The sequence below is a fragment of the Sphingomonas melonis genome, from assembly GCF_013409985.1.
Classification (GTDB): domain Bacteria; phylum Pseudomonadota; class Alphaproteobacteria; order Sphingomonadales; family Sphingomonadaceae; genus Sphingomonas; species Sphingomonas melonis_A.
Map to the genome: position 1 here is coordinate 509,236 of NZ_JACCBY010000003.1, position 26,272 is coordinate 535,507.

General features: G+C 67.5%; 27 protein-coding genes and 1 tRNA gene. 14 read left to right on the plus strand and 14 right to left on the minus strand.

Features of this window, described 5'->3' with window-relative positions:
• Positions 1-1,656: a 2-isopropylmalate synthase gene (gene leuA, locus HD841_RS13200; protein ID WP_179509317.1), complete on the minus strand. Its 1,656-nt coding sequence runs from the start codon at positions 1,654-1,656 to the stop codon at positions 1-3.
• Positions 1,657-1,950: 294 nt separating this feature from the next.
• Between leuA and HD841_RS13205 the strand changes: the two genes are divergently transcribed.
• On the plus strand, positions 1,951-2,346 hold the full coding sequence (locus HD841_RS13205) for a BLUF domain-containing protein (protein WP_179509318.1): 396 nt from the start codon (positions 1,951-1,953) through the stop codon (positions 2,344-2,346).
• 19 nt (positions 2,347-2,365) lie between these two features.
• Here the strand turns inward: HD841_RS13205 and HD841_RS13210 are convergent, their stop codons facing one another.
• From HD841_RS13210 to miaA, 5 genes are all read right to left on the minus strand, one after another.
• Positions 2,366-2,983: a YceI family protein gene (locus HD841_RS13210; protein ID WP_179509319.1), complete on the minus strand. Its 618-nt coding sequence runs from the start codon at positions 2,981-2,983 to the stop codon at positions 2,366-2,368.
• A 248-nt stretch (positions 2,984-3,231) separates the two neighbouring features.
• Positions 3,232-4,251: a ketol-acid reductoisomerase gene (gene ilvC, locus HD841_RS13215; RefSeq protein WP_179509320.1), complete on the minus strand. Its 1,020-nt coding sequence runs from the start codon at positions 4,249-4,251 to the stop codon at positions 3,232-3,234.
• A 111-nt stretch (positions 4,252-4,362) separates the two neighbouring features.
• Positions 4,363-4,878, minus strand: coding sequence for an acetolactate synthase small subunit (ilvN, locus tag HD841_RS13220; protein WP_179509321.1), 516 nt, complete (start codon positions 4,876-4,878; stop codon positions 4,363-4,365).
• Positions 4,879-5,084: 206 nt separating this feature from the next.
• Positions 5,085-6,830, minus strand: coding sequence for an acetolactate synthase 3 large subunit (locus HD841_RS13225; protein WP_179509322.1), 1,746 nt, complete (start codon positions 6,828-6,830; stop codon positions 5,085-5,087).
• 65 nt (positions 6,831-6,895) lie between these two features.
• Positions 6,896-7,831 carry a tRNA (adenosine(37)-N6)-dimethylallyltransferase MiaA gene (gene miaA, locus HD841_RS13230; protein ID WP_179509427.1) on the minus strand — a complete coding sequence of 312 codons (936 nt, stop codon included), beginning with the start codon at positions 7,829-7,831 and terminating at the stop codon, positions 6,896-6,898.
• Here miaA and serB point away from each other — a divergent pair.
• Positions 7,830-8,708 carry a phosphoserine phosphatase SerB gene (serB, locus tag HD841_RS13235; RefSeq protein WP_179509323.1) on the plus strand — a complete coding sequence of 293 codons (879 nt, stop codon included), beginning with the start codon at positions 7,830-7,832 and terminating at the stop codon, positions 8,706-8,708. The genes miaA and serB overlap by 2 nt on opposite strands.
• An 84-nt stretch (positions 8,709-8,792) precedes the next feature.
• Here the strand turns inward: serB and HD841_RS13240 are convergent, their stop codons facing one another.
• Entirely contained in the window at positions 8,793-9,785 is a 993-nt protein-coding gene (locus HD841_RS13240) for an SPOR domain-containing protein (protein WP_179509324.1), read from the minus strand.
• Between the two features lie 150 nt (positions 9,786-9,935).
• Between HD841_RS13240 and HD841_RS13245 the strand changes: the two genes are divergently transcribed.
• The gene (locus tag HD841_RS13245) at positions 9,936-10,652 is read left to right on the plus strand and encodes a ParA family protein (protein WP_179509325.1); all 717 of its coding nucleotides are present in this window, start codon (positions 9,936-9,938) and stop codon (positions 10,650-10,652) included.
• A gap of 29 nt (positions 10,653-10,681) precedes the next feature.
• The gene (locus tag HD841_RS13250) at positions 10,682-11,938 is read left to right on the plus strand and encodes an SPOR domain-containing protein (protein WP_179509326.1); all 1,257 of its coding nucleotides are present in this window, start codon (positions 10,682-10,684) and stop codon (positions 11,936-11,938) included.
• 32 nt (positions 11,939-11,970) lie between these two features.
• Here HD841_RS13250 and HD841_RS13255 read toward each other — a convergent pair whose 3' ends face one another.
• On the minus strand, positions 11,971-13,188 hold the full coding sequence (locus tag HD841_RS13255; protein ID WP_179509327.1) for a dihydroorotase: 1,218 nt from the start codon (positions 13,186-13,188) through the stop codon (positions 11,971-11,973).
• Positions 13,185-14,168: an aspartate carbamoyltransferase catalytic subunit gene (locus tag HD841_RS13260; protein ID WP_179509328.1), complete on the minus strand. Its 984-nt coding sequence runs from the start codon at positions 14,166-14,168 to the stop codon at positions 13,185-13,187. Before HD841_RS13260 ends, HD841_RS13255 begins: the two co-directional genes overlap by 4 nt.
• A gap of 440 nt (positions 14,169-14,608) precedes the next feature.
• On the opposite strand from HD841_RS13260, the gene tcmP reads away from it, so the two are divergent.
• A complete protein-coding gene (tcmP, locus tag HD841_RS13265) occupies positions 14,609-15,538 on the plus strand; it encodes a three-Cys-motif partner protein TcmP (protein ID WP_179509329.1) in 930 nt (309 codons plus the stop codon).
• Here tcmP and HD841_RS13270 read toward each other — a convergent pair.
• From HD841_RS13270 to HD841_RS13280, 3 genes are all read right to left on the minus strand, one after another.
• Positions 15,495-16,250, minus strand: coding sequence for a DUF5131 family protein (locus HD841_RS13270; protein WP_179509330.1), 756 nt, complete (start codon positions 16,248-16,250; stop codon positions 15,495-15,497). The two genes, tcmP and HD841_RS13270, sit on opposite strands and share 44 nt — an antisense overlap.
• Before the next feature lie 178 nt (positions 16,251-16,428).
• Complete coding sequence (ruvX, locus tag HD841_RS13275; protein WP_179509331.1) at positions 16,429-16,890, minus strand: Holliday junction resolvase RuvX; 462 nt, start codon at positions 16,888-16,890, stop codon at positions 16,429-16,431.
• Entirely contained in the window at positions 16,887-17,996 is a 1,110-nt protein-coding gene (locus HD841_RS13280; RefSeq protein WP_179509332.1) for a DUF3089 domain-containing protein, read from the minus strand. Before HD841_RS13280 ends, ruvX begins: the two co-directional genes overlap by 4 nt.
• Before the next feature lie 130 nt (positions 17,997-18,126).
• Here HD841_RS13280 and gatC point away from each other — a divergent pair, with 130 nt between their 5' ends.
• The 7 genes from gatC to HD841_RS13315 all read left to right on the plus strand — a co-directional run bounded on the left by gatC (position 18,127) and on the right by HD841_RS13315 (position 23,348).
• Positions 18,127-18,429: an Asp-tRNA(Asn)/Glu-tRNA(Gln) amidotransferase subunit GatC gene (gene gatC, locus HD841_RS13285; protein WP_179509333.1), complete on the plus strand. Its 303-nt coding sequence runs from the start codon at positions 18,127-18,129 to the stop codon at positions 18,427-18,429.
• Positions 18,429-19,910, plus strand: a complete 1,482-nt coding sequence (gatA, locus tag HD841_RS13290) for an Asp-tRNA(Asn)/Glu-tRNA(Gln) amidotransferase subunit GatA (RefSeq protein ID WP_179509334.1) — start codon at positions 18,429-18,431, stop codon at positions 19,908-19,910. The genes gatC and gatA overlap by 1 nt, the downstream gene beginning before the upstream one ends.
• Before the next feature lie 311 nt (positions 19,911-20,221).
• Entirely contained in the window at positions 20,222-20,518 is a 297-nt protein-coding gene (locus HD841_RS13295) for an AbrB/MazE/SpoVT family DNA-binding domain-containing protein (protein ID WP_257015530.1), read from the plus strand.
• The gene (locus tag HD841_RS13300) at positions 20,515-20,925 is read left to right on the plus strand and encodes a type II toxin-antitoxin system VapC family toxin (protein ID WP_179509335.1); all 411 of its coding nucleotides are present in this window, start codon (positions 20,515-20,517) and stop codon (positions 20,923-20,925) included. Before HD841_RS13295 ends, HD841_RS13300 begins: the two co-directional genes overlap by 4 nt.
• Positions 20,922-22,391: an Asp-tRNA(Asn)/Glu-tRNA(Gln) amidotransferase subunit GatB gene (gatB, locus tag HD841_RS13305; RefSeq protein WP_179509336.1), complete on the plus strand. Its 1,470-nt coding sequence runs from the start codon at positions 20,922-20,924 to the stop codon at positions 22,389-22,391. The genes HD841_RS13300 and gatB overlap by 4 nt, the downstream gene beginning before the upstream one ends.
• A 10-nt stretch (positions 22,392-22,401) precedes the next feature.
• Positions 22,402-22,686 carry a barstar family protein gene (locus tag HD841_RS13310; RefSeq protein ID WP_179509337.1) on the plus strand — a complete coding sequence of 95 codons (285 nt, stop codon included), beginning with the start codon at positions 22,402-22,404 and terminating at the stop codon, positions 22,684-22,686.
• A gap of 23 nt (positions 22,687-22,709) precedes the next feature.
• Positions 22,710-23,348: a peptidylprolyl isomerase gene (locus HD841_RS13315; RefSeq protein WP_373563016.1), complete on the plus strand. Its 639-nt coding sequence runs from the start codon at positions 22,710-22,712 to the stop codon at positions 23,346-23,348.
• A 345-nt stretch (positions 23,349-23,693) separates the two neighbouring features.
• Here HD841_RS13315 and HD841_RS13320 read toward each other — a convergent pair whose 3' ends face one another.
• Both HD841_RS13320 and HD841_RS13325 read right to left on the minus strand, forming a co-directional pair.
• Positions 23,694-23,918 carry a hypothetical protein gene (locus HD841_RS13320; protein ID WP_179509338.1) on the minus strand — a complete coding sequence of 75 codons (225 nt, stop codon included), beginning with the start codon at positions 23,916-23,918 and terminating at the stop codon, positions 23,694-23,696.
• A 2-nt stretch (positions 23,919-23,920) separates the two neighbouring features.
• Positions 23,921-24,082: a hypothetical protein gene (locus HD841_RS13325; protein WP_169742536.1), complete on the minus strand. Its 162-nt coding sequence runs from the start codon at positions 24,080-24,082 to the stop codon at positions 23,921-23,923.
• A gap of 149 nt (positions 24,083-24,231) precedes the next feature.
• Between HD841_RS13325 and HD841_RS13330 the strand changes: the two genes are divergently transcribed.
• Together HD841_RS13330 and tig are read left to right on the plus strand one after the other, a co-directional pair.
• Positions 24,232-24,316: transfer RNA gene (locus HD841_RS13330), tRNA-Leu, on the plus strand.
• A gap of 72 nt (positions 24,317-24,388) precedes the next feature.
• Positions 24,389-26,056 carry a trigger factor gene (tig, locus tag HD841_RS13335; protein ID WP_179509339.1) on the plus strand — a complete coding sequence of 556 codons (1,668 nt, stop codon included), beginning with the start codon at positions 24,389-24,391 and terminating at the stop codon, positions 26,054-26,056.
• Positions 26,057-26,272 lie beyond the last annotated feature (216 nt).

Consider the following 26,272-nt stretch of genomic DNA (forward strand, 5'->3'; position numbering starts at 1 on the left):
TCACGCGCGGTTCGCCGCGCTGAGCACCGCGCGGACGCTTGCCGTGGCGATATCGGTGTCCAGGCCGACGCCGAACACCGTGCGACCATCCGCCGTGCGGCACTCGACATAGGCGGCCGCCTGCGCATCGGCGCCATAGCCGATCGCATGTTCGCTGTAGTCGACCACGTCGAGCGCCGGCCCGGTCTCGCCGAGCGCGGCGATCACGCCCGAGATCAACCCGTTGCCGCGGCCCGAGATCGACCGTTCCTCGCCATCGACGGCGACGCGGCCGACGAACAGCCGGTCGCCGGCGCCGCCGCTCTCCTCATAGTCGCGGAGCACGAACCGGTCGTTCGGGCGGGGCAGATAGGTCGCCTCGAACCGGCCCCAAATGTCGGCGGCGCCGAGTTCGCGGCTGGTCTCGTCGGCGAGCGCCTGGACGTGGCGGCTGAAATCGGCCTGCAAGCGCTTGGGCAGCTTCAGCCCCTTGTCCTGCTCGATGACCCAGGCGACACCGCCCTTGCCGCTTTGCGAATTGACGCGGATCACCGCTTCGTAGCTGCGGCCGAGATCGGCGGGATCGATCGGCAGATAGGGGACTTCCCACACGTCGTCGTTACGCGCCGCCTGCGCCGCGAAACCCTTCTTGATCGCGTCCTGGTGGCTGCCGGAGAAAGCGGTGAACACCAGATCGCCGGCATAGGGCGTGCGGGGATGCACCGGGATGTTGGTGCAATAGTTGATCGTGTTGACGATGCCGTCGATGTCCGACAGGTCGAGATCGGGCGACACGCCCTGCGTGTACATGTTGAGCGCGACGGTCACGAGGTCGCAATTGCCGGTGCGCTCGCCGTTGCCGAGCAGGCAGCCCTCGACGCGGTCGGCGCCCGCCATCAGCCCCAGTTCCGCCGCCGCGACACCGGTGCCGCGGTCGTTGTGGGTGTGGAGCGAGATCACCACCGCGTCACGGTTCGGGATGTTGCGGCCGAACCATTCGATCTGGTCGGCATAGACGTTGGGCGTCGCGCATTCGACCGTCGCGGGCAGGTTGAAGATGATCGGCTTGTCGGCGGTCGGCTGGAGCACGTCCATCACCGCCGCGCACACTTCGAGCGAGAAATCGAGTTCGGCGGTCGAGAAGGTCTCGGGGCTGTATTCGAAGCGCCAGTCGGTGTCGGGGCGCTTGGCCGCCTCGTCGCGCAGCACCTTGACGCCCTCGATCGCGATCCGCTTCACCTCGTCGCGGGTCATGCCGAACACGATCTTGCGCCATGCCGGCGACACCGCGTTGTAGAGATGGACGATCGCCTGTTTCGCGCCGTCGAGGCTGGCGAAGCTCGTCTCGATCAGGTCGCGGCGCGACTGGGTGAGCACCTGAACGAACACGTCGTCGGGGATGCGCCCGGTCTTCACCAGCCCGCTGATGAAGTCGAACTCGGTCGCCCCCGCCGAAGGGAAGCCGACCTCGATCTCCTTCAGGCCGACCTTGACGAGCAGGTCGAACAGGCGCGTCTTCTTCTCGGCGTCCATTGGGTCGATGAGCGCCTGGTTGCCGTCGCGCAGGTCGGTCGACAGCCAGCGCGGCGCGCGGGTGATGACGCGCGACGGCCATTGCCGGTCGGGCAGGTCGATGGTGGGGAAGGGGCGGTATTTGGTCGATGGATCGCGGAGCATGTGTCGGTCCCGTCTTTGGCGCCGCGGACGCTGATCGTCGGACGCGGCTGGGTGGCGCTGAAGCGTTATCCGGCCCTTAGGGAGGCGTGCACGAGCAACCGCCGCCCTAAGGGCGGATAAGTCGCAGAAGGAGGGTCGTGCGGTCCATTATGCCGCGTTCATGGCCGAGGCGGATCGGCTTGTCCACCCGTCGCGGCGGCGCGGTGCGGCGTTGACGACCTGTTAAGTCTCTTGCCGCTAGCCGGTCGAGAGGCGGCTCGGCCCCTCATTAACTTATGTTTTGAAGGGCTTAGGATGCGTCAGCTCGTCTACATCAGCAGCGTGCGAAAACAGGCGGATGTCGATCCGGCGGTGATCCTCGCTCAATCGCGCCGCAACAATGCGCGGGCACGGGTGACGGGGCTGCTGTTCTTCGACGGCAAGCGCTTCCTCCAGGCGCTGGAGGGGGACGATGCGACGGTCGACGCCACCTTCGCACGAATCCAGGCGGATGGCCACCACCATGCGCTGGTCGTGCTGTCGAATCGCACGATCGAGACGCGCGAGTTCGGCGAATGGGCAATGGCGTACAAGGCGCCCGACGAGGAGGGCGGCGATCCGCTCGACCGGATCAGCGCGCTGACCGCGAACGCCAACCCGGCGGTGCGGGCGACGTTCGCTGGGTTCGCCAAGGTGCGGCGCGCGGCCTGACCGGCCACGCGCCCGCGGCTCACTGCGCGGTGAACGCCGCGTGGATGTGGAGCTTGACCTCGTCGGACACGACCGGGGCATAGGCGCCGACGCCGAAGTCGCTGCGCTTGATCGTCGCGGTGCCGTTGAAGCCGAAGTTGAGCTTCTTGCTCATCGGGTTGGCGCCTGCGCCGACGAAGGTCGCGTCGATCGTCACCGGCTTGGTCTGATCCTTGATCGTCAAATTGCCGGTGATCGTCGCCTTGTTGCCGCCGCGCGGGGTGACGCTGGTCGAGACGAAGCGCGCGGTCGGATATTTGGCCGCGTCGAAGAAGTCCGGCGACTGGAGGTGCTTGGCGAAGGGCGCCGCGGTGACGGCGAGGTCGGCGATCTGGAAGGTCACGTCCACCTTGGCGGCGGCGGGCTTGGCGGGATCGATCGTGATCGAGCCGGTCGAGGCGCCGAACATGCCCTGCAGCATCGAAAAGCCCATATGGTTGACCTCCCACGACACCTGGGTGTGGGCGGGATCGACCTGATAGGTGCCCGCGGGAACCTTGGTGGTCGGCTGGCCCGGCTGCGCCGGGACGGTCGGGATGATCTGGGCGACGGCGGGAACGGCGGCCGTTGCGAGCACGGCGGCGAGGAGGAGACGCATGGAAGAAGCTCCGAAAAGAGTGTTTCGGAGGTTAAACCATGGGTTTGTGACAAGCGGAAGAGGCAAAGCCGAAACGGATCGTTCCAAATCCCGGTCCTCCCCCGCCAGGGGGAGGGGGACCGCCGCGCGACAGCGTGGTGGTGGAGGGAGAGGAAGGGCGGGAGCCTCGTTCACGAAACGTCCCGTCTCCTCCCCCTCCGTCACGGCTTCGCCGTGCCACCTCCCCCTGGCGGGGGAGGAATGGCTGCTTAGTTCTTGTCCTTGTCGACCAGCTTGTTGGCGCCGATCCACGGCATCATCGCGCGCAGCTCGGTGCCGACCTTCTCGATCGGATGCGCGGCGGCCTGCTTGCGCGCCGCCTTCAGCTCGGGCTGGCCGGCGCGGTTGTCGAGGACGAAGTTCTTGACGAAGCGGCCCGACTGGATGTCGGCGAGGACGCGCTTCATCTCCTTCTTGGTCTCGTCGGTGATGATCCGCGGACCGGTGGTGATGTCGCCATATTCGGCGGTGTTGCTGATCGAATAGCGCATGTTGGCGATGCCGCCCTCATAGAGCAGGTCGACGATCAGCTTGGTCTCGTGGAGGCACTCGAAATAGGCCATCTCGGGGGCATAGCCCGCCTCGGTCAGCGTCTCGAAGCCGGCCTGGATCAGATGGGTGATGCCGCCGCACAGCACCGCCTGCTCGCCGAACAGGTCGGTCTCGCACTCCTCGCGGAAGTTGGTCTCGATGATCCCCGAGCGGCCGCCGCCGACGCCGCTGGCATAAGCGAGCGCGACGTCATGCGCGTTGCCGCTGGCGTCCTGATGGATCGCGATCAGGCAGGGGACGCCGCCGCCGCGGACATATTCCGAGCGGACGGTGTGGCCCGGGCCCTTGGGCGCGATCATGAAGACGTCGATGTCCGCGGGCGGCTCGATCAGGCCGAAATGCACGTTGAGGCCGTGCGCGAAGGCGAGCGCCGCGCCGGGCTTCATATTGCCCTTGAGGTCCGCGTCCCAGATCGCCGCCTGATGCTCGTCGGGGGCGAGGATCATGACGATGTCGGCCCATTGCGCCGCTTCCTTGTTCGACTTGACCGCGAAGCCGGCGTCGATCGCCTTCTTGGCGGTCGCCGAGCCCTCGCGCAGCGCGATTGCGATGTCCTTGACGCCGCTGTCGCGCAGGTTCTGCGCATGGGCGTGACCCTGGCTGCCGTAACCGACGATGGCGATCTTCTTGTCGGTGATCAGGTTCAGATCGGCGTCGCGATCGTAATAGACCTTCATGATACTAAGTCCCTTTTTGTCATCCCCGCGGAGGCGGGGATCGATACCCGCTGCGGTCGGTGATTATGGATCCCCGCCTCTGCGGGGATGACGAAGAAAATCGTGCGCGTGTTACGCCGCGTCGCGGCCGCGCGCGATGGCGACGATGCCGGTGCGGGCGACCTCGATCAGGCCGACCTCGCCCATCAGCTCGACGAACTTGTCGATCTTCTCGATCGAGCCGGTCACCTCGAAGACGAAGCTGGTCGTCGTCGCGTCCACCACGCGGGCGCGATAGACGTCGGCGAGGCGCAGCGCCTCGATGCGGTGATCGCCGGTGCCGGCGACCTTGACCAGCGCCAGTTCGCGCTCGACGTGGGCGCCCTGCGCGGTCAGGTCGGTGACCTTGTGGACCGGCACCAGCCGGTCGAGCTGGGCGATGATCTGCTCCATCGTCGCCGGCGAGGCGCTGGTGACGATGGTGATGCGGCTGACCTGCTTGTCGGCGGTGATCTCGCTGACGGTCAGGCTCTCGATATTATAACCGCGCGCGGTGAACAGGCCGGCGATCCGGGCGAGGATGCCCGGCTCGTTGTCGACGATCACCGCCAGCGTATGGCGTTCGGCAGCTTCGGTCTTGATGTGCAATGCAATTCCTCCCCGGAACGGGGAGGGGGACCGCTCGCGTAGCGAGTGGTGGAGGGGGCCCTCCACCAGCGCCTTCGCTTGCCGCACTCCCCCTCCACCATGCTCCGCATGATGTGTGGGTGAATTTGCCCCCGGCAAATTCAGCCCTGTGCGGGGCACAGGGCGCCCCACACATCCCTCCCCGTGCCGGGGAGGAGCTTAAGGGTTCAGACCAGCGCCTTGGCCTCGTCGTCCATCGTGCCGGAGACCTCGTTGGCCTGCAGGATCATGTCGGTATGCGCCGCGCCCGACGGGATCATCGGGAAGCAGTTCGCCAGCTTGGCGACGCGGCAGTCGACGATCACCGGCCCGTCATGGTCGAGCATCGCCTGGATACCGTCGTCGAGCTCGCCCATGCCGTCGATGCGGATACCCTTCCAGCCATAGGCTTCGCCGAGCCTGACGAAATCGGGCAGCGAGTCCGAATAGCTTTCGGCATAGCGGCTTTCATAGGTCAGCTCCTGCCACTGGCGCACCATCCCCATATATTCGTTGTTGAGGATGAAGATCTTGACCGGCAGCCGGTATTGCGAGGCGGTGGCGAGTTCCTGGATGTTCATCTGGATCGACGCCTCGCCGGCGATATCGATCACCAGCGCGTTGGGATTGCCGAGCTGCGCGCCGATCGCCGCGGGCAGGCCATAGCCCATCGTGCCGAGGCCGCCGCTGGTCAGCCATTTGTTGGGCTTCTCGAAGCCGAAATGCTGCGCGGCCCACATCTGGTGCTGGCCGACCTCGGTGGTGATGATCGGATCGCGATGATGCGTCGCCTCCCACAAGGCGCGGACGGCCCGTTGCGGCATGATCGCCTCGCCCGCCTCGGGGAAGCTGAGGCTCTTGACCGCGCGCCAGCCGGCGATGCGGTTCCACCATTCGCGGGTGTCGGGCTTGGGATGCTGGCGCGACTTCCAGATGCGGACCATGTCCTCCATCGCGTGGCCGGCGTCGGCGATGATCGCGAGATCGACGCGGACGTTCTTGTTCACGCTCGACCGGTCGATATCGATATGCACCTTGCGGCTGTTCGGGCTGAACGCGTCGAGCCGGCCGGTGACGCGGTCGTCGAACCGGCTGCCGATCGCGACGACGAGATCGGCCTGGTTCATCGCCATGTTCGCCTCATAGGTCCCGTGCATGCCGAGCATGCCGAGGAACTGGTCGGACGAGGCGGGGAAGCAGCCGAGGCCCATCAGCGTCGAGGTCACCGGCGCTCCGGTAACCCGCGCCAGCTCGCGCAGCAATTGCGACGCCGCCGGACCCGAGTTGATGATCCCGCCGCCGGTGTAGAGGATCGGCCGTTCTGCCGCGGCGAGCATGTCGACGACCTGCTCGATCTGCGTCTGCGGCGCCTTCACCTGCGGGCGATAGGTCTTGTGCTGGATCGGGCCGGGCTTGCTGTAGCGCGCCGTCGCGACCTGGACGTCCTTGGGTATGTCGACCACGACCGGACCGGGACGGCCCGAGGTGGCGATATGGAACGCCTCGTGGATCGTCGCGCCGAGCGTCGCCGGATCCTTCACGAGGTAATTGTGCTTGGAGCAGTGGCGCGTGATGCCGACCGTGTCCGCTTCCTGAAAGGCGTCGGTGCCGATTAGCGCGGTCGGCACCTGTCCGGTGATGACGACCATCGGGATCGAATCGAGCAGCGCATCGGTGATGCCGGTGACCGCATTGGTCGCGCCCGGTCCCGAGGTGACGAGCACGACGCCGGGCTTGCCGGTCGAGCGCGCATAGCCCTCCGCCGCGTGCGTCGCCGCCTGTTCGTGGCGGACGAGAATATGCTTCAATCGCCCGGACCGGAACATGGCGTCATAGATCGGCAAGACCGCCCCACCGGGGTAGCCGAACACGACCTCCACGCCGAGATCGCACAGCGCCTCGACCAGGATGTCTGCTCCGCTCTTTTCGCCCACGGTATGTCTCCAACATTGCTGTACGGGAAATGCTGCGGTGCGGTTAGCCGCCGGTCACAGGCGGGTCAACCCTCTGCGCGCAATAAACTTGCTAAAGCTGCAATTATTTCGTTTGATTCTGTCTCGCGAAGCCAGCGGCTCGGCGGTTGATTACGGAACCAGGTGTATTGCCGCTTGGCGTAGCGCCGCGTGTCGAGCTGGATCTGTGCCAGTGCCGCGTCCTGATCCAGCGCGCCGGCCAGCAAGGCCGCGATCGGTGGCACGCCGATGGCGCGCCGGATCGGTGCATCAGCCGGCACATCCGTCCGCGCGACGAGCGCCGCGACCTCGTCGATCGCGCCGTCGCCCAGCATCGCGACGCAGCGCCGGTCGATCCGCTCGAACAGCGTGTCGCGCTCCGGGAGCAGGACCGCCGCCGCAAGATCGACCGCGTCCGCGATCCCGCCGAAGCGCTCGCGCTGCCACGCCGCCAGCGGCCGACCGGTCGAGCGCACGACCTCCAGCGCGCGCGCGACGCGTGTCGTATCGGCGGGAGCAAGGCGGGCGGCGGCGTCCGCATCCTCGGCGGTGAGCAGCCGATGCGCGTCGGCGACCGGAAGCGCGCGGACCTCGGCGCGGATGGCCGGGTCGATGTCCGGCACCGGCGCGATGCCGTCGATCAGCGTGCGCAGATACAGGCCGGTGCCGCCGACGAGGATCGGCAGCTTGCCCGTCCCGTGCGCGATTGCGATCTCGGCACGGGCTTCGGCAGCCCAGCGGGCGGCGGAATAGCCGGCATCGGCGGCATCGATATGGCCGAACAGGCGGTGCGGCACGCGTCCCGCCTCCTCGGCGCTGGGACGCGCGGTGAGGATGCGGAGGTCGGCATAGACCTGGCTGGCATCGGCGTTGATGACGACGCCGTCGAACAGCTGCGCCAGCTGGATCGCGGCGGCGGACTTGCCGCTGGCGGTCGGCCCTGCGATGAGCGCGACCCTTGGTTTTGGGTTGGAGACAGGCATGTTCACCGCGACGCTCATAGGCGAAACGCTCGGACCAGGCGACCTGTCGGTCGCGACCGATCGGCTGGCGGCGGCGGGGTGTGCGCCGGAGGCTACGGCCTGGCTGGAGCCTGGTGTCGCGGCGGACATCGCCTTCGCTGCCGATCCGGCGGCTGCGCGCACCGCGCTGGAGGGGACGTTCGAACGCACCGATGTGATCGTCCAGCCGACCGCGACGCGGCGCAAGGCGTTGATCGTCGCCGACATGGATTCGACGATGATCACCGTCGAATGTATCGACGAACTCGCCGATTATGCGGGGATCAAGGCCGAGGTGGCGGCGGTCACCGAGGCGGCGATGCGCGGCGAGCTCGACTTCGAGGGCGCGCTCGATGCGCGTGTGGCGCTGCTTGCCGGGCTTGACGAGGGCGTGATCGCGCAATGCCTTGCCGAGCGGGTGCGGATCATGTCGGGCGCGAAGGCGCTCGTGCGCACGATGCGCGCGCATGGCGCCGCGGCGGTGCTGGTGTCGGGCGGCTTCACGCGCTTCGCCGAGCCGGTCGCCGCCGAGATCGGCTTCGATCGCGCGATCGCCAACGTGCTGCTGATTGAGGACGGAAAGCTCACCGGCAAGGTCGCCAAGCCGATCGTCGGGTCGGCAACCAAGCAGGAGACGCTGCTCGACTGGATCGCGGCGCGCGGGATCGATCCGGCCCTGTCGCTGGCGGTCGGCGACGGCGCCAACGATCTCGCGATGATCCAGCGGGCGGGGCTGGGCGTGGCCTATCACGCCAAGCCGATCGTCGCCGCGGCAGCCGGCGCGCGGATCGATCATGGCGACCTCTCAACGTTGCTCTATGCACAGGGGTATCCGCGAGCGGCGTGGGTCGTGGAATAAGGCGCGCATGGCGGTGACGCCCGCGATCGGCGTCCCGAGTGGACTATCGGCGCCGGGGCTTAGCCGTGATCGGATCGTGTCGCTCTACGGACCGACCACGACACAGGGGACGCCGGAGGCCGCGCAGGCCTGCTGCGCCGCGGCCTTCGATGCGAAGCCGCTCGCTTGCAGACGGATCACGCTGCCCGCTTTGGCATAGACCGGCTGCGCATTCCCCAGTTTGCCACGCACCCGCGACCATTGCGTCTGCGCGTTCGCCTGCGTGCTGAATGCACCGAGCTGGATCTTCCACGCGCCACCCGAGGCGGTAGCGACGGGCTTCGGTCGAACCGGAGCCGGTCGCGTCGCATGCGGTACGATACGATCGGCGACCGGCCGGTCCGGGGACAGTTGCGCGGGCGCGGGCTTGGGGCGGGAGGGCGCGGGGGCCGGCGCGGCGGCCGGGCGTTGGGTCCGCGTCTCTGCCGTCATCATGCCGTTGCGATCCCCCGCCATCGGCCCGGTACGCAGATCGGACGCGTAACGCTGGGCGAGCGCCGTGCCGCGTTCGCGATCGGCCGGGGTGATATATTGGTCCATCTGCGCCAGGGTCTCCGACGCCGACTTCAGGCCGGCTCGCGATGCCAGCGTCATCAGCGCATAGGCGCGGGGGTAATCGCGCGGTACGCCGTCGCCGTTGAACAGCATCGTGCCGAGCACCAGCTGGCCGCGCGGCTCACCGCGCCTGACGGTCTTCTCCAGCCAGGGCGCGGCTTCGGCCTTGCGGCCCGCCTGGAACAGCGCGAAGCCGTAATTGTCCTCCGCCTGCGGGTGCCCCTGCAGCGCCGCCTTGCGGAACCAGCTTTCCGCCAGCGCCGAATCCGGCGCGACGCCCCGACCGAGCTTATACGCCTGGCCGAGATTGAACTGCGCGTCGGCGTCGCCGGCGACCGCCGGCCCGCGCCACTGGCTCACCGCACCGGCGAAGTCGCCGCGGCCCCAGGCGTCGACGCCCGCTTTCACATCCTGCGCCACCGCCGGTGCGCCGCTGGCCAGGCAGGCCAGGATCGCGCCCGCGATCCAACCGGTGTTCCGCATGCTTGTCACCTTCGTTCCCGTATCGCCGCTTCATGCCCCGAGCGTGCCCGCAGGCAAAGCGCCATCGCGCAAAAGCCTGTCTTAAGGGGTTGTTAGCCCTGTCGTGTCAGGTCTGCTGACAGGTTGAGCGACAGAGATCGAAGGGGCCCTATGCGCGTACTCGCGATGGCATCGCAAAAGGGTGGTTCGGGCAAGACGACCTTGTCCGGGCACCTTGCGGTGCAGGCCCAGCGCGCCGGGCATGGCCCGGTCGTGCTGATCGACCTCGATCCGCAGGGCGGGCTGTTCGCATGGTGGAACGACCGCACCGTCGAGTATCCCGCATTTGCCCAGACGACGGTGGCGCGGCTGCCCGCCGATCTGGAGATGCTGCGCCAGCAAGGGTTCAAGCTGGCGATGATCGACACGCCGCCGCCGACCATCATGGCGATCCAGAACGTCATCAACGTCGCCAAACTGGTCGTCGTGCCGACGCGGCCGTCCCCGCACGACCTCCGCGTGGTCGCGGCCACCGTCGACATGTGCCAGCGCGCCGGCAAGCCGCTGACGTTCGTGATCAACGCCGCGGAGCCCGACGCGCCGATCAACGCCGATGCGGCCGTGGTGCTGGCGCAGCATGGCAGCGTCGCGCCGATCACCATCCACCATCGCGCCGATTATGCCGCGTCGATGATCGACGGCCATACCGTGGTGGAGGTCGATCCCGATGGCCTGTCGGCGGCCGAGATCGCCCATCTGTGGACCTATGTCTATGGCCGGCTCGAGACGAACTTCCGGCGCACGGTCTTCAGCGTGCCGACGGTGAACGGCGGCTTCGGGGCGCGGACCGCGACGGGCGGTTTCGGGCGTCGCGGGATCGGTGGATGAGCGCGGGTGCGATGACGAAGGCGTACGGAATGCGGCCGCGCTTGATCCTCACCGTCGCCCTTTCGGCGCTGGTGCTCGGCGGTTCGGTGGTCGGCTGTGCCGCCGGCGGCGGGCGTATCGCGTCGGCGAGCGCGCGCAGCGATCGGCTCGATGCCAGGGCCGCGGCCCGTCAGGCGCAGGGCGCCGCGCGCGCGCTCGCCCGGCGGGACGCGGCGGCGGCGGTCCGTCTTGCCGAGGGCGCGGTGGCGCTGGCGCCGCGCGATGCCGGCTATCGACTGTTGCTCGGCCAGGCCTATCAGCGCGCCGGGCGCTTCGTCTCGGCGCGCGACACCTTTGCCGAGGTGCTCGATCTTTCGCCCGGCAACGGCAAGGCAGCGCTGAGCCTCGCGCTCGCGCAGATCGCGACCGGCGACTGGTCGGCGGCGCAGGCGACGCTGGCGCGCCACGCGGCGATCCTGCCGGTCGGCGATCTCGGGCTGGCCACCGCGCTCGCCGGCAATCCGGCGGCGGCGATCGCGACGCTCGCCGCGGCGGCGCGGATGCCGGGTGCCGACGCCAAGGTGCGGCAGAATCTCGCGTTGAGCTATGCGCTCGCCGGCCAGTGGACCATGGCGCGCGTCGCCGCGGCGGCGGACATGTCGCCGGCCGATGTGGACGCGCGGCTCGAACAATGGGCGGCCTTCGCGCAGCCGCGCGCGGCGTCCGACCAGGTGGCGAGCCTGCTCGGCGTGACGGCGGTCGCCGATGGCGGCCGACCGGTGGCGCTCGCGCTCAACGCCGCCGTCCCGGTGCTGCCGGTGCCGGAGGGCGTCGTTCGGACCGCGGCGGCGACACCCGCCCCGGCGGCCGCCCGGATCGTGTTCGCGCCGCCGAAGGAGGTGGCGCAGGCACTGCCGCGGATGCCGGTGCGGCTGGCGGCGCTCCCGGTGACGAGCCCTGTCGCGGCGGTACGGCGGGTCGAGCCGGCCGCGCCGGTTCGCGACGCCGCGGCCGGCGACTGGTTCGTGCAGATCGGCGCGTACCACAATGCCGCCGTCGCCAGGACCGGATGGGCCGATGCGACGCGCCGCTTCGCCGCATTGAGCGGGCAATGCCCGACCGGCGCGGTGGTCGCCGCGGGGCAGGGATCGCTCTACCGAGTGTCGGTCGGCGGGTTCCGCCGCGAGGGGGCGGAGCGGTTGTGCGGGCGGTATCGTGCACAAGGCGGTGCGTGTTTTGTCCGGCGCGGGGCAGGTGGACGCGTCGCGCCATGGTTTGGACCGCCGGTGCAGATCGCATCGCGGTGATCGTCTCCGCCGCCCCGCGACCGGGGAGGCGTTCAGATCTCGCGGCCGGCCTTCCACAGGCGCTGCACGCGGCCCTGCACCGGCAGCCCGTCGAACGGCGTGTTGCCCGCCGAGGCGAAGGCCTCGCCGTCGACCTGCCAGGGCGTGTCGGGATCGAACAGCATCAGGTCGGCGGGCTTGCCGACCTCCAGTGTCCCCGTGTCGAGCCCGAGCACCTTCGCCGGATTGACCGCGAGCATGGCCAGCAGCCGTTCGAGCGGCAGCACCCCGTCGCGCACCAGCAGCAGCCCCAGGGGCAGCAGCGTCTCCGCCCCCGCCATCCCCGCCGCCGAATCGACGAAGGGCAAGCGCTTCGCCTCCGGCCCGTGCGGATCGTGGCCCGAGGACAGCACGTCGATCGTCCCGTCCGCCACCGCCGCGCGCGCCGCCTGCCGGTCGCTTTCGCTGCGCAGCGGCGGCGAGAGATGGGCGTAGGTGCGAAAGTCGCTCATCGCGATGTCCGACAGATGGAGATGCGCCGGCGTGATGCCGCAGGTGACGCGCACCCCGCGGCGCTTGGCCGCACGGATCAGGTCGAACGCCGCCGCGGTCGTCGCCTGGCGGATGTGGAGCCGCGCGCCGCTCTCCTCGGCGAGCATCAGGTCGCGCGCCACCGCCAGCGCCTCGGCCACCGCCGGCGCGGCGGGCAGGCCGTGCCGCGTCGCCGTCTCGCCGTCGGTCGCCACCGCGCCCGCGGTCAGCGCGCCGTCCTCGCCATGCGCCACCACCGCGATATCGAGGTCGCGGGCATAGGACAGGACGCGCAGCATCACGCCGCTGTCGGCGATCCAGCCGCGCCCGGTGCCCACCGCGCGCGCGCCGGCCGAGGCGCAGATCGCCATCTCCGCCATGTCGGTGCCGGCGAGGCCCTGCGTCGCCGCGGCGATCGGGTGGATCCACAGGTCGGGCTTGCCGATCAGCGCGGCGCGCTGGACGACGCCGGGATCGTCGAGCACCGGATTGCCGTCGGGCATCAGCGCGACGCGGACGATGCCGCCGGCGCGGCAGGCGTCGCGATCGACCTTGAACACGCCGAGGTCGACGATCCCCGGCGCCAGCACCCGCCCGCCGCAGTCGACCGTCACCGCGTCGGCGGGCAGTTCGAACGGGCCGCGCGCGACGATCACGCCGTCGCGGACCAGCAGCCCGCCCGGCGCGACGCCGGCGACCGGGCAGGCGAGCCGCGCATCGAGGAAGGCGATCACGCTCATGCCCAACCCTCCACGCCGCGCGCGCGCCGGGTCAGCACGTCGAGACACGCCATCCGTACCGCCACGCCCATCTCCACCTGTTCGGTGATCGCCGATTGCGGCCCGTCCGCCACCACCGAATCGATCTCCACCCCCCGGTTCATCGGCCCCGGATGCATCACCAGCGCATCGGGCAATTTCGCCAGCCGCTCCGGCGTCAGCCCGTAGCGCAGCCGGTATTCGCGGCTCGACGGGATATAGCCGCCCGCCATCCGCTCGTTCTGGACGCGCAGCATCATCACCACGTCGGCGCCGACCAAGGCTGCGTCGAAATCGGTGAACGGCGTCACCCCCATCCGTTCGATCCCGGCGGGCATCAGCGTCGACGGCGCGCAGACGCGCACCTCGGCGGCGAGCGCGGTGAGCGCGAGGATGTTCGACCGCGCGACGCGGCTGTGCAGCACGTCGCCGCAGATCACCACGCGCTGGCCGGCGATCGACCCCTTGCGGCGGCGGATGGTGAGCGCGTCGAGCAGCGCCTGCGTGGGATGTTCGTGGCGGCCGTCGCCGGCGTTGAGCACCGGGCAATCGACCTTGTCGGCGATCAGCCGCACCGCGCCGCTCGCCATATGGCGGATGACGATGACGTCGGCGCGCATCGCGTTGAGCGTCTGTGCGGTGTCGATCAGCGTCTCGCCCTTCTTCACGCTCGATTGCGCCGCGTGCATGTTGACCACGTCGGCGCCGAGGCGCTTGCCGGCGATCTCGAGGCTCAGCAGCGTGCGCGTGCTGTTCTCGAAGAAGGCGTTGATCTGGGTGAGGCCGGCGAGCCGCTTGTCGGGTGCGGCATGGCTGCGGTTCGCCGCGACCCAGCTTTCCGCCTCGTCGAGCAGAAAGGCGATCTCATGCGGCTGGAGCCCGTCGATGCCGGTGAGGTGCCGGTGCGGGAAGACGGCGCCACCCTGGATCAGGGCAGCGGGGCGGTGGTCCGAACGGTTCATCAAGCGCGCCGGTTAGCGCGCAGGGCGGGTGGGGGCAAGCGGGGAGGGGCGCGGGGTGTCGGGAATTGCGGCGGGGTTGGGGCGAGGTGGACACTTGAACGGAAACGATCCGGCCTGATCGCTTCGGATTTGGTGATGATCCGGGTCACGATGCGAAAGAGCGGGACAAGGTGTAGCGGAGGGGCGGGGTCTAGGGCGACGGCGGCGCATCAGCGCCTTGATCAACTCTCGCACTCAATTCTGAAAAGACCTTCGCTCAATCAATCCTCACGTGAAGTCGGAAAGCCTCGCATTGAGCGGCACATCTTCGGAGCTGATCCGTGCGGTAGTGGGAGCATGAGCATCTGTGATCCAAATTAGCACACAAGCTAACCGCAAGATGCCGCTAGCAACGGGGTTGTCCTGAATGTAGCTTGACCACGGGAGATGAATAAATCCGAATGACAGAGCACCGATTCGGCGGACCTTGGACTGAGGTCAAACTCGATGCAATCGACGGGTATGCCCGGGCTTATACGACTGCGCTCAAGCACCAGAATTTTGAACTCTGGTATGTTGACGCGTTCGCAGGCACGGGGTCACGTACCGAGGCCCGCTCAATCGGCGGCATTCTGGACGGCGCACCAATTGACACTGTTGAGTTGACGCTGGCCGGTAGTGCCCGGCGGGCATTGGCAGTCAATCCTCCATTTGTTCATCTTCGGTTGATCGAGCGCAGAAAGGAGCATTACCAAGCCCTGCTGGATCTTCAGGCCCAGTTCCCCGATCGTGACGTGGAGCCAATGCTGGGAAATGCCAACACGGTATTGCCTCGCATCTTTGGTAATCCGCCTTGGACATCTCGTTCTGAGGGACGGAAGCAGCGCGCCCTCGTATTTCTAGACCCATACGGGATTAGCGTCACTTGGGCGACGCTTCGCATGCTAGCGGAAACCGAACGTGCGGACGTTTGGTATCTCGTGAATTTGAAGGGGATTTGTCAGCAGATGCCCCATGATCACAAGCGCCTAGATCCAGGAAAACGCGCCAAGTTGGATGAGTTTTTTGGTGGGGATGATTGGGAGGATCAGTTCTATGCGTTTTCACCTAACAAACAGCTTGATTTGCTGAGCTTTGCTGACGATCGAGTGGCATTGCGATCTGTAACCCGCGAGAGAGTGGGCGATTTTTATCGGCAGCGTTTAAGAGATAAGCTATTCTCTTATGTTTCTGAGCCGTTGAGTTTGAAGGTCAGGAGTGCCGATGACTACTTCCAACTATATTGTATGAGTAACAATAAAAGCCCCGCGGCGCAGTCTTTGATAAAGAGCTTGGCCTCGGCGGTAATCAAAAAGCATTCTGCGGCATTTCGTCGAATGTCCGACCATTAAGAAGCCGGCCAGCGGCCTTCTTGTTCCGGCCGCCCCACTGTTTGAAAAAGAAGGCCGTGTCGGATCGTCCGCACATCGCCTTGATTTCCAGAACCCAACTCTCCGGCATAGGGCGCGAACGAGGCCCGGACTCACCCCCTACGATAGCCCAATGAATATCGGTCAAGTCGGCACCGGCGACTGATCCGATCAGCGGCTCGAAAGAGATAAAACGAACATAGGCAGGGGTGGCGCGAAGCTGGTCAATTCTTCCCAAGACCTGACCGTCTTCCACACTGGTGCCGAGCCAAACGTTGGGAAGCCGATCAAAAGCCCGCTGAGAAAGCAGGTTCCTCATTCGCTCGGGACGCTTTGTGAGAATTTGGTAGGTGTGCTGCGGTGTACGTTGCATCACCCTCCAAACACGTACGATAAAATCTTCTGGGACGTCCGGGTGGAAGAGGTCTGACATTGAGTTGACAAAAACCTGCCGCGGTTTTTTCCATGCTAAAGGAGCGCTTAGCGCTTTCTCATCGCAAGTTATCCGGCCCGTCCAAACATATCGATCGCCGCTCTTGCGGGTTAGCCCTTCATACTTGGTTGTGCCCATCGCCTCCAGACGAGCCGCCATACGCATCGCATAGCAATTGGTACAACCGGCTGTCGCAATGGAGCAACCTGCAACAGGGTTCCAAGTGACGTCCGTCCACTCGATGGAAGAGGTCTGTGCCATACCACATCCTTGTATCGGCTATGCGGGCGCTAGAGTCATCTACCCGTCATAAGTCAACCAGCGTTCTCTCAGCATTTGATTTGCTGCAGTCAAACGCACTCGCTGCTCGTCGACCACTCAGTGACTGCCGCTTACGAAAGTACGCCCTCCAGTAGCCGTAGCTTACAGCAAATGCTTCCTAAACCATCACCAGCGCATCGATCGCCGCTTGCAGGATGTGCGCCGCGGCGAGGTTGTCGATCCGCTCGGCGCGCTTGGCGCGGCTCATGTCCTGTTCGATCATCGTGCGTTCCACCGCCACCGTCGACCAGCGTTCGTCCCACAGCAGGATCGGCAGGCCGAGGTCGTCGCAATTGCGCGCGAAGGCGCGCGTCGACTGGCTGCGCGGGCTCTCGCTGCCGTCGAGGTTGAGCGGCAGGCCGAGCACCAGCCCCTTGACCTGCTGCGCGGTGGCGAGCGCGACCAGCGCCGCCTTGTCCTTGGTGAACTTGCTGCGGCGGATCAGTTCGGCGGGGCTGGCGAAGCTCCAGCCGGCGTCGCACAGCGCGGTGCCGATCGTCTTGCTGCCGAGGTCGAGCCCGAGCAGCCGCCCGCCCGCCGGCAGCGCCTCGCGAAAGACGGCGCGGTCGGGCGTGATCATCGCGATGCTCCGAAGGCGGCGAGCCGGCGCAGCGCGTCGGCGCGGACGTTGGCCCAGAACAGGCTGTAGTCGTAGACGTGGTAATTGTTGCCGGGCAGCACATAGCTGCCGACCTCGGGCGGCTCGCCGATCAGCAGGAAGCCGCGCGGGCCGCAGCGCGCGGGGACATTGCCGGGCGCGATCGTCGCGCTGCTGAGGTCCGCCGAGGGGTAGAGCGTGCCCTGGTTGGCGGTGGCGGGGGCGGCGGCGTCGGCGGTGCCGGTCAGCGGGTTGGTGCAGACGAGCGGCGTGTCGCGGCGCGGGCGGCCGTCGAACCCCTGCGTCTGGTCGTAGATGTCGGTGATCTGCTGCGGGTCGGCGGGCTCGGCGAAACTCTCCCACGACAGCAGGCAGCGCGCCTGATCGGGGCGGGTGCAGGCGGGCAGGCCGAGCGCGGCGAGATCGGTGGTCTTCGACACCGGCCAGCCGACGACATAGGCGGCGACGATGCGCCTGGCGATCGGCTTGCCGGCGACCTGCTCGCGCAGCAGGCGGGTGAGGTGCAGCGCGCCCTGGCTGTGGCCGGCGAGGATGATCGGCCGCTTGCGATCGACCTGCTGTACGAAGGTGGCGAAGGCGGCGGCGACGTCGCCGTAGGCGAGGTCGAGCGCGCGATTGGCGTCGGCGACGCTGGTCAGGAAGGCGCCGAACGTCGCCTGGCGGTAGCGCGGCGACCAGATCTCGCCGGCGGCGTTGAACGCGCTCGCCTGGCCGCGCAGGAAGATCGCGGCGCGCGCATTGGTCTCGGCATCGTCGAGCGTCGCGTTCCAATGGTCGCGGCCGATGTACGAGGTCGGGTGGATGAAGAAGACCGCGGCTTTGGGGCTGGCCGCGGGCGTGTAGCCGGCGGGGGTCCACAGCGCGGGATTGGCCGGGATGTCGGGGCGCGCGATCCACATGCCGCGATCGGCGTAGCGCTTGGGATCGACGCGCGGCTGCGCCCGGAACGCCTCCGACGGGACCAGCGCCATGCGCAGGATCTCGACGCCGTACAGGCGGTAGGCGAAGGCGCCGGCGATGACGAGCGCGATCAGGAACGCGAAGACGTAGAGGAATTTGCGGGCCAAGCGTGGGTGTCCGGGCAGGGCAGGGAGGGCGTCTGATGGACGAGCCCCGGCGAACTGGCAACATACGGTTGCGCGCGGCGACGCAAGCGGAGGTTGCATCCGCCGAGCCGCCTCTGATAGGCGCAGGGCCATGTCCGTAGACACCGCCACCGTGAAGAAGGTCGCCGCGCTCGCGCGCATCGCGATCACCGACGAGGACGCCAGCCGCCTCGCCCCCGAACTCAGCAACATCCTCGGCTGGATCGAGCAACTGGAAGGGGTGGATACCGCCGGCGTCGAGCCGATGACCGCGGTCATCCCCAACCAGCTGCGCCTGCGCGAGGACGTGATCAACGCCGATCCGCTGACCGGCGGCGGCATCCGCGACGCGCTGATGGCCAATGCCCCACAGGCGGAGCATGGCTTCTTTACCGTTCCCAAGGTGATCGAATAATGACCGAGCTGACCGAACTGGGCGTCGCCGCCCTGCGTGACGGGGTGCGCAGCGGCGCCTTCTCCGCGGTCGAGGTCGCCGATGCCTTCGTGGTGAAGGTGGCCAAGGCCAAGCCCTTGAACGCCTTCCTCGTCGAGACGCCCGATCATGCGCTCGCCGCGGCGCGCGCCGCCGATGCCGCGCGTGCGGCGGGCGAGACGCTGAAGCCGCTCGCCGGCGTGCCGATCGGGATGAAGGACCTGTTCTGCACGAACGGCGTCGCGACCACCGCGGCGAGCCATATCCTCGACGGCTTCGTGCCGACCTACGAATCGACCGTCTCGCAGAAATTGTGGGATGCCGGCGCGGGGATGCTCGGCAAGCTCAACATGGACCAGTTCGCGATGGGCTCGTCGAACGAGACCAGCGCGTTCGGCAACGTGATCTCGCCGTGGCGGCGGCCGGGCAGCGACGCGCCGCTGGCGCCGGGCGGCTCGTCGGGCGGCAGTTCGTCGGCGGTGGCGGCGGGGCTGTGCCCGGGCGCGACCGGCACCGACACCGGCGGCTCGATCCGCCAGCCGGCGGCGTTCACCGGGATCAGCGGCATCAAGCCGACCTATGGCCGCTGCTCGCGCTGGGGGACGATCGCCTTCGCCTCGAGCCTCGACCAGGCGGGGCCGATGGCGCGCGACGTGCGCGACTGCGCGATCCTGCTCGAGGCGATGGCCGGGTTCGACGCCAAGGACGCGACCTCGCTCCAGCTCGACGTGCCGCGCTGGGAAGAGGGGCTGTCGGGCAATCTCGCCGGCAAGCGCGTCGGCATCCCAAGGGAATATCGCGTCGACGGCATGCCCGAGGAGATCGAGGCGCTGTGGCAGGCGGGGATCGACTGGCTGCGCGACGCCGGTGCGGAGATCGTCGAGGTCTCGCTGCCGCATACGAAGTATGCGCTGCCGGCCTATTACATCATCGCGCCGGCGGAGGCATCGTCCAACCTCGCGCGCTATGACGGCGTGCGCTACGGCCTGCGCGAACTGCCCGAGGGGGCGGGGTTGCAGGACATGTATGCCGCGACGCGCGCCGCCGGTTTCGGGCCGGAGGTGAAGCGCCGCATCATGATCGGCACCTATGTGCTGTCGGCGGGCTTCTACGACGCTTATTATACGCAGGCGCAGAAGGTGCGGACGCTGATCGCGCGCGATTTCGAGCGGGCGTGGGAGACGTGCGACGTGCTGCTGACCCCGACCGCGCCGTCGGCGGCGTTCGCGCTCGGCGAGAAATCGGCCGATCCGATCGCCATGTATCTCAACGACGTGTTCACCGTGCCGTCGAGCCTCGCGGGGCTGCCGGCGATGAGCGTGCCGGGCGGGCTCGACAAACAGGGCTTGCCGCTGGGGTTGCAGATCATCGGCAAGCCGCTCGACGAGCAGGGCGTGCTGAACGCCGGGCTGGCGATCGAACAGCGCGCGGGCTTCACCGCGCGGCCGCAGGCGTGGTGGTAGGTGATGCAGCTTGCGGAGATCGTCGAAAGCATTTTTGATGGTCTCCGGATTTTTGAGGGTCTCACCGACAAGCTGCGTCGTCGGAACGATGATCGGCCCGCCAAGCGACGAGAGATCGATCGTCTGGTAAGGTCCGGGAGTCGCCCAAAGGAAAAATTGTGGGGCAGGGGGCGACGGTACGGTGGTCACGACGCCGGTGTCATGTCGCTCCCGCATACAGCCGACATGGTAAATGAGGACCTAGTGGCCGCAGGCGTGGTAGTAGACGATCGTGGCGTGAGGTGTTACCTTGGTAACACCGGAGGCGAGTGATGGCGACTTTACTCGACAAGCGCACGACGACGAATATGACGAGCAAGGGGCAGGTGCTGATCCCCAAGGACGTGCGCGACGCGATCGGGCTGGTGCCGGGGCGACCGGTGGATGTCGGGATCAACGATCGCGGCGAGGCGGTGGTCGTTCCGGGCAAGCGCTGGCCGGACGAAACGCCCGAGGAACGCGCGGCCCGGATCGAGGCAGTGTTCGCGCGTATTCGGCAGCGACCGCATTTCACGCGGCCGACCGATGAGATCATGCGGGAATTACGCGGCGATGAACCGCTACCGTGATTCTGCTCGACACCAACATCATCATTGACCTGCTGAACAGCGTCGATGGTGCGGACGAAAGCTGGTCTCGCCGCAATTACAATGTTGTCGGTCAAGTCGCTGCTTTGGCTTGCAACCATGTCATCCTGTCGGAGGTCGCCGCTGGTACAGCCAGGCTGGAGTTCCTGATCGACGATCTGGAGGCGCTCAATATCGAGATCCTGCCGTTGACCGCCGACGCAGCAATAGCAGCGGGTCTGGCGTTCGCTGTGTACCGGCGTCGCGGCGGGACGCGACAGGCAATCCTCGCCGACTTCCTGATCGCCGGCCACGCGCAGGTGCTCGGTGCCACGCTGATGACCCGCGACCGTCGGCTCGCGACCTATTTTCCAGACCTTACCCTCATCACCCCAGAGACGCATCCATGACCGAGACCAGCTACCGCATCCAGGGCGCCACCGGCGAGTGGGAGGTCGTGATCGGCCTCGAGGTCCATGCGCAGGTCACCTCCAACGCCAAATTGTTCTCGGGCGCGGCGACTGCGTTCGGGGCGGAGCCGAATACGCAGGTCAGCCTCGTCGATGCGGCGATGCCCGGCATGCTGCCGGTGCCGAACATGGAGTGTATCCGCCAGGCGGTGCGCACCGGCATGGCGATCGACGCGCAGATCAACCGCTGGTCGCGGTTCGATCGCAAGAACTATTTCTACGCCGATCTGCCGCAGGGCTATCAGATCAGCCAGCTCTATCATCCGCTGGTCGGCGAGGGCGCGATCGAGATCAGCCCCGACGACAAGAATCCCGACGCGACCAAGACGATCGGGGTCGAGCGGATCCATGTCGAGCAGGACGCCGGCAAGCTGATGCACGACCAGCATCCGACGCGCTCCTATGTCGACCTCAACCGTTCGGGCGTCGCGCTGATGGAGATCGTCAGCCGGCCCGATATGCGCTCGCCGGCCGAGGCGGGGGCGTATCTGCGCAAGCTGCGCGCGATCCTGCGCTATGTCGGCTCGTGCGACGGCAATATGGAAGAGGGCTCGATGCGCGCCGACGTCAACGTCTCCGTGCGCAAGCCCGGCGGCGAGCTCGGCACGCGCACCGAGACCAAGAACGTCAATTCGGTGCGCTTCGTCATGGCGGCGATCGAATATGAGGCGAAGCGCCAGGTCGAGGTGATCGAGGACGGCGGCCGCATCGTCCAGGAGACGCGGCTGTTCAACGTCGAGAGCGGCACCACCCGCTCGATGCGCTCGAAGGAAGACGCGCACGATTACCGCTATTTCCCCGATCCCGACCTGCTGCCGCTCGAACTGGAGGAGGCGTTCCTCGCCGAGTGCCGCGCGAGCCTGCCCGAACTGCCCGACGCCAAGCGCAAGCGGTACGAATCGCTCGGTATCTCGGCCTATCAGGCGGACGTGCTGACCGCCGAGGTGGAGGCGGCGCGCTGGTTCGATGCGTTGCTCGATGCCGGCGCCAAGCCGGTCGCGGCGGCGAACTGGACGACGTCGGAGCTGTTCGGTGCGCTCAACCGCACCGGGCGCGATATCAGCAACTCGCCGGTGTCGCCGACGCAGGCCGCCGAGCTGCTCGCGCTGGTCGCCGACGGCACGTTGTCGGGCAGTCTCGCCAAGCAGGTGTTCGAGGTGATGCTGGAGACAGGGGACGCGCCGTCGAAGATCGTCGAGGATCGCGGCCTCAAGCAGACCAGCGACACCGGCGCGATCGAGGCGGTGATCGCCGAGGTAATCGCCAAGAACCCCAACCAGCTCGCGCAATATCGCGGCGGCAAGGAGACCTTGTTCGGCTTCTTCGTCGGCCAGACGATGAAGGCGATGGGCGGCAAGGCCAATCCCGCGGTGGTCAACGAACTGCTCAAGAAGGCGCTCGCCTGATCCGCGCGCGGTGACGACGATCGACCTCGACGCGCGCGGCTGGCGGAGCAGGGCCGATTTCTACGCCGCGCTGCTGCCGCGGCTCGGCGCGGAGCCGTGGGTCGGGGGCAATCTCGACGCGCTGTTCGACTGCCTCGGCGGCGGCATCGCCCGTCTGGACCCGCCGTTCGCGGTGATCGTCCGCAACGTCGCCGGCCTGCCTGCGGAGGAGCTTGCCTATATCCGGCGCGCGGAGCAGGTCTTCGAGGATGCCCGTGCGGAGTTCGGGCGGGACGTGCGGTTGCGGTTCGTCTGAGCCGCTGGCGGTAGGAGAGCGGAATGATCGGTTTGGTTCGACTGGCGGCGGTCGCCGTGTTGCTCGCCGCGGCGCCGGGGATGGCGCAACAGGGGACGCCGGCCGCACCGGCGCCCGCGCCGCAGCCGACACCGGCGCTGCCGCGCGTCGCGTTCGAGACCAGTGTCGGGCGGTTCGTGATCGAGGCGGATACCGTCCACGCGCCGATCAGCGCGGGCAATTTCCTGAAATATGTCGACGGCAAGCGGCTCGACGGGGTGCGCTTCTATCGCGCGGTGAAGATCGGCGACCATTTCGGCTTCGTGCAATTCGGGCCGGATGGTGAGATCAAACGGCTGCTGCCGCCGATCAAGCACGAGCCGACGACGCAGACCGGTATCCGCCACACCGACTTCACCGTCTCGACCGCGCGGTTCGAACCGGGCAGTGCGCGCGGCGAGTTCACGATCAGCATCGGCGACCAGCCCTCCTTCGACGCGGACCCGGGCAAGCCGGGCGACAATCTGGGCTATGCGGCGTTCGGCCATGTCGTCGAGGGGCAGGATACGATCCTGAAGGTGTTCGATGCACCGGTCTCGCCGACCGCGACGCTGCGCGGCGCGTTCAAGGGCGAGGTGCCGGTGACCAAGGTGACGATCCGGACCGCGCGGCGGGTGAAATAGTGGCTTCGTTGGACGTGGGGCCAGTGGACCGTCGATCTGCCATCGTGGCGGAGTTCCGACGCGATATATGCGGGGTTGCGCCTAGGCGATCGGCGTCCCTCACTTTCCTCGTCACCCCGGACTTGTTCCGGGGTCCACTCCGCGGCGGGGGGCGAGGCCTGAGCCTCCAGCCATTCCCTTGCGGGCCGGTGGACCCCGAAACGAGTTCGGGGTGACGGGTTTGTACAGGAGATCGACCAAACCTCTCGCTGTGTGTGCGCCGACGATCCGTATTGGGCTGTACGGGCTTCCTAATGGAAGGGCCCGCCGTGCCCCACAAAAAAGCGGCCCCGAAGGGCCGCCAGGTCATTGTTGCGTCAGGTCCTGGTTCTTGACCTCGCCGCCGGTGCCGCTGTTGCCGTCGAAGGCGCCGGGATCGGTGAAGCGCGCGGGCTCCTTGCCGCCTTCGCCGCGGGCGACCGCGTCGGCGCGGGCCTCGACCGCCTGCTCGATGTCGCTGCGCTCGTCGTCGCGGGCGTCGGGGTTGCTGTCTGGCGCATCCTCGGGGATCGCGTTGGGATCGGTGCTCATCGTCAGATCTCCGCCGGCTGCGACGTGCCGGGATCGGTGGCGGGAATCGTCGGCGAGGGCACGTCGACGTCGGGCGCGGGCGTCTGGATCTCGGGCGGCGGCGAGTCCGGCTGGACCGGCTGCGGGGTCGGGGCCGGCGTTTCGGGTGGGGGCTGGGTTGCCATGTCGGTCTCTCCTTCATATGGTCCAACGTTCCGGGTGCGCGCCGGTTGCCTCTTTGCTTGCCCCCGGGCGCCACGCTGGTATAGACGCGCGCCCAAGGGATGCCCGTCGCAGACTATCTGTGTCGGGAATCCTACGGCGGGTCCTTCGTGCGGGCGTGGCGGAATTGGTAGACGCAGCAGGTTTAGGTCCTGCCATCGCAAGATGTGGGGGTTCGAGTCCCTTCGCCCGCACCAGTCCCGCCGCTTTCGGGCGGGACGGCAGCCTTAACGAATTTCCGTCAGATTTCTCAAGATTGAAGGCCGAACATGCAGACTGTCGAGACGTTGAACGAGGGGCTGAAGCGTGCCTACACGCTGACCATCACCGCCAAGGATATCGACGCCAAGGTCGATGCCGAAGTGAAGCGCATCGCGCCGCAGGTGAAGATGCCCGGCTTCCGCCCCGGCAAGGTCCCGGCCAATCTCGTCCGCAAGATGCATGGTGAATCGCTCGCCGCCGACGCGCTCAACAGCGCGATCCAGCAGGGCGTGCAGCAGCTGATCGCCGACAAGGCGCTGCGTCCCGCGATGCAGCCCTCGGTCGCGCTCAACGACGATTACGCGCCCGGCCAGGACGCGGCGGTCACCGTCGAGCTGGAAGTGCTGCCGACCGTGCCGACGCCGGCGATCGATTCGCTCAAGCTCGAGCGGCTGACCGTGCCGGTCGCCGACGAACTGGTCGACGAGCAGCTGCAGAAGTTCGCCGACCAGTCGAAGAAGTGGGACGACGCGCCCGAGGGCAAGGCCGCCGAAATGGGTGACCTGGTCACCGTCGATTTCGTCGGCAAGACCGCCGACGGCGTCGCCTTCGACGGCGGCACCGGCACCGACATGGGCGTCGAGCTCGGCTCGGGCCGCCTGATCCCGGGCTTCGAGGAGCAGCTCGTCGGCGTGACGCTGGGCGAGGAGAAGGTGCTCAACGTGACCTTCCCCGAGGAATATGGCGCCAAGGAACTCGCCGGCCAGCCCGCGACCTTCGAGATCACCGTCAAGAAGATCCAGGTCGCTGCCGAGAGCACGATCGACGAGGACCTCGCCAAGAACCTCGGCCTCGAGAGCCTCGAGCAGCTGCGCGGCCTGATCAAGGGTCAGATCGAGCAGGAGCATAACGGCCTCACCCGCACCCACATGAAGCGCAAGTTGCTCGACCAGCTCGCCGAGGGTCACGATTTCGAAGTGCCGCCGTCGATGGTCGAGGCCGAGTTCGCGCAGATCTGGCAGCAGCTGGAGCATGAGGCGACGCACGAGGAAGATCCCGCCGCGGCGCTGGCCGAGATGGAAGCCGAGCGCGACGATTACCGCAAGATCGCCGAGCGCCGCGTGCGCCTGGGCCTGCTGCTCTCCGAGATCGGCCAGGCCAATGGCGTCGAAGTGTCGCAGCAGGAGATGAACCGCCTGATCGCGCAGGCCGCGCAGCAGTATCGCGGCGAGGACCAGCAGCGCTTCATCCAGTACGTCCAGCAGGAGCCGATGGCGGCGGCCCAGCTGCGCGCGCCGCTGTACGAGGACAAGGTCGTCGACTTCCTGTTCGATAAGGCCGAGGTGACCGACCGCGAAGCGACCCGCGAGGAGCTGGAAGCCGCGATCGAGAGCGAGGACGGTTTCGCGACCGGCACGCACACGCACGATCACGACAACCACAAGCCCAAGGCGAAGAAGGCCGCGGGTGAGGCCAAGCCGAAGAAGGCCGCCGCCAAGAAGCCGGTCGCCGAGGGCGACAATGCCGCGACCGAGACGCCGGCCGACGACGCCGGCACCGAGGAAGCGCCCGCCAAGAAGCCGCGCGCCAAGAAGGCCGCCGCTCCGGTCGACGCCGAGACTGCGGTGACCGAATCGTCGCCGGTCGCAGCGGAAGCCGCGGAAGGCACCGAGGCCGCCGACGCCCCGGCGAAGAAGCCGCGCGCGAAGAAGGCCGCCGCGTCGAGCGAGGGCTGATGTACGGGGAGGGGGCTGCGGCTCCTTCCCCACATTGTCATCCCCGCGGAGGCGGGGATCCAGACGCGCGGGTCTCCGATCGAGCCGCAGCGTCAGCGTCTATGGATCCCCGCCTGCGCGGGGATGACAAAATTCAGTGTAATATGCCAAACCCGTTGGTGCTGAGCCTGTTGAAGCACCGTGAGATGCATTGCCCTTCGACAGGCTCAGGGCAAA

Excerpts from the sequence above, each read along its gene's own strand:
- leuA (WP_179509317.1), bottom strand. The coding sequence starts at position 1,656 with ATGCTCCGCGATCCATCGACCAAATACCGCCCCTTCCCCACCATCGAC.
- HD841_RS13205 (WP_179509318.1), top strand. The coding sequence starts at position 1,951 with ATGCGTCAGCTCGTCTACATCAGCAGCGTGCGAAAACAGGCGGATGTC.
- HD841_RS13210 (WP_179509319.1), bottom strand. The coding sequence starts at position 2,983 with ATGCGTCTCCTCCTCGCCGCCGTGCTCGCAACGGCCGCCGTTCCCGCC.
- ilvC (WP_179509320.1), bottom strand. The coding sequence starts at position 4,251 with ATGAAGGTCTATTACGATCGCGACGCCGATCTGAACCTGATCACCGAC.
- serB (WP_179509323.1), top strand. The coding sequence starts at position 7,830 with ATGTTCACCGCGACGCTCATAGGCGAAACGCTCGGACCAGGCGACCTG.
- miaA (WP_179509427.1), bottom strand. The coding sequence starts at position 7,831 with ATGCCTGTCTCCAACCCAAAACCAAGGGTCGCGCTCATCGCAGGGCCG.
- HD841_RS13240 (WP_179509324.1), bottom strand. The coding sequence starts at position 9,785 with ATGCGGAACACCGGTTGGATCGCGGGCGCGATCCTGGCCTGCCTGGCC.
- HD841_RS13245 (WP_179509325.1), top strand. The coding sequence starts at position 9,936 with ATGCGCGTACTCGCGATGGCATCGCAAAAGGGTGGTTCGGGCAAGACG.
- HD841_RS13250 (WP_179509326.1), top strand. The coding sequence starts at position 10,682 with ATGCGGCCGCGCTTGATCCTCACCGTCGCCCTTTCGGCGCTGGTGCTC.
- HD841_RS13255 (WP_179509327.1), bottom strand. The coding sequence starts at position 13,188 with ATGAGCGTGATCGCCTTCCTCGATGCGCGGCTCGCCTGCCCGGTCGCC.
- HD841_RS13260 (WP_179509328.1), bottom strand. The coding sequence starts at position 14,168 with ATGAACCGTTCGGACCACCGCCCCGCTGCCCTGATCCAGGGTGGCGCC.
- tcmP (WP_179509329.1), top strand. The coding sequence starts at position 14,609 with ATGACAGAGCACCGATTCGGCGGACCTTGGACTGAGGTCAAACTCGAT.
- HD841_RS13270 (WP_179509330.1), bottom strand. The coding sequence starts at position 16,250 with ATGGCACAGACCTCTTCCATCGAGTGGACGGACGTCACTTGGAACCCT.
- ruvX (WP_179509331.1), bottom strand. The coding sequence starts at position 16,890 with ATGATCACGCCCGACCGCGCCGTCTTTCGCGAGGCGCTGCCGGCGGGC.
- gatC (WP_179509333.1), top strand. The coding sequence starts at position 18,127 with ATGTCCGTAGACACCGCCACCGTGAAGAAGGTCGCCGCGCTCGCGCGC.
- gatA (WP_179509334.1), top strand. The coding sequence starts at position 18,429 with ATGACCGAGCTGACCGAACTGGGCGTCGCCGCCCTGCGTGACGGGGTG.
- HD841_RS13295 (WP_257015530.1), top strand. The coding sequence starts at position 20,222 with ATGGCGACTTTACTCGACAAGCGCACGACGACGAATATGACGAGCAAG.
- gatB (WP_179509336.1), top strand. The coding sequence starts at position 20,922 with ATGACCGAGACCAGCTACCGCATCCAGGGCGCCACCGGCGAGTGGGAG.
- HD841_RS13315 (WP_373563016.1), top strand. The coding sequence starts at position 22,710 with ATGATCGGTTTGGTTCGACTGGCGGCGGTCGCCGTGTTGCTCGCCGCG.
- HD841_RS13320 (WP_179509338.1), bottom strand. The coding sequence starts at position 23,918 with ATGAGCACCGATCCCAACGCGATCCCCGAGGATGCGCCAGACAGCAAC.
- HD841_RS13325 (WP_169742536.1), bottom strand. The coding sequence starts at position 24,082 with ATGGCAACCCAGCCCCCACCCGAAACGCCGGCCCCGACCCCGCAGCCG.
- tig (WP_179509339.1), top strand. The coding sequence starts at position 24,389 with ATGCAGACTGTCGAGACGTTGAACGAGGGGCTGAAGCGTGCCTACACG.